Origin of the sequence: uncultured Turicibacter sp. (assembly GCF_938044715.1) — a bacterium.
In the GTDB taxonomy this organism is placed as follows: domain Bacteria; phylum Bacillota_I; class Bacilli_A; order MOL361; family Turicibacteraceae; genus Turicibacter; species Turicibacter sanguinis.
This window is the reverse complement of the sequence record NZ_CALIOS010000062.1, coordinates 1-1,126: the sequence shown is the minus strand read 5'-3', so window position 1 is coordinate 1,126 and position 1,126 is coordinate 1. Positions and strand designations below refer to the sequence as shown.

Below are 1,126 nucleotides of genomic sequence, written 5' to 3'. Positions count from 1 at the left end.
CCTGAATTATATAATTAAGTCAGACAACTGGTAAACGTATTTAATGGTAATAAAAAAGACATAGATGGTACACTTAATTCATCGCCAAACAAATTAAGGAGTTTTCATCTATGTCTTATCATCATCTTAACATAAATCAGCTGACAAATATAGAGTCAAATTATTATTTAGGAGTTAACGCTCGTGAATGTGCACGTCGCATGAACATTGGAAAAGACAAAGTGTATCGCTATTATCGCTTATTCAAACAAGGATTAACAGTTGAAGAAATCTACTCCACTTACAAGCAAAATAAAAAGCGTTGTGGGAGAAAAGAACGTGTGTTATCAGAACAGAAGTTAAAGAATATTCATGAGTTATTAGGTCAAGGGTGGTCATTAGATGCTATCGCGGGTCGTGATAAGATCATGGATCACTCAGAAAGAGTCTCGACTAAAACATTATATAAGCTTGTTAAAAATGGAGTCATTGACGCTAAAAAGCTCCGTCGAAAAGGAAAGAATAACCCTAAAAATCACAAAGAAACACGTGGGAGAATTAATGATTGTAAAACCATTCATGAGCGAGATAAGCAGTATCCTAAAGCTTCGATGAATCAAGAATATGGGCACTTTGAAGGGGATACCATTGTCGGTAAGAATCGTGAATCAGCCATTGTCACTTTAGTTGAAAAGAAAAGTAAATATATCGTACTATTAAAAGCAAGTCGTAAGAGTCAAGATGTCAAAGATGCGACATTAAATTGGCTAAATGAACAAGTTGAAATCGACATCAAAACAATAACCTTTGATCGAGGAAAAGAGTTTTCTAGATGGAAAGAAATTGAACAAGAAAGCAAGATACCTCTTGAGATTTACTTTAGTGATCCAGGAGCACCAGGACAACGAGGATTGAATGAGAATTCAAATAGTATCGTTAGACAAGATCTACCGAAATCCACGGATTTATCCGTACATTCACAAAAGAAATTAAATGAAATTGCGATGAAATATAATCGTGTACCCAGAAGATCTTTAAACTATTACACACCAGAAGAAATCATGAAAAAAGCAACTGGATTAGATTCACTCCTTCCAATTGCTTAGTTTGTGATGAATAATTGTCTGATTTAAATTGACAACTCAGG

At 34.5% G+C, this 1,126-nt stretch carries 1 protein-coding gene; it reads left to right on the top strand.

Annotated elements, in window-relative coordinates; genetic code table 11:
- Positions 1-110: 110 nt before the first annotated feature.
- Entirely contained in the window at positions 111-1,085 is a 975-nt protein-coding gene (locus QWC74_RS06790) for an IS30 family transposase (RefSeq protein WP_055164376.1), read from the top strand.
- Positions 1,086-1,126 lie beyond the last annotated feature (41 nt).

Coding starts and splice junctions, on each gene's coding strand:
- QWC74_RS06790 (WP_055164376.1), top strand. CDS start 111: ATGTCTTATCATCATCTTAACATAAATCAGCTGACAAATATAGAGTCA.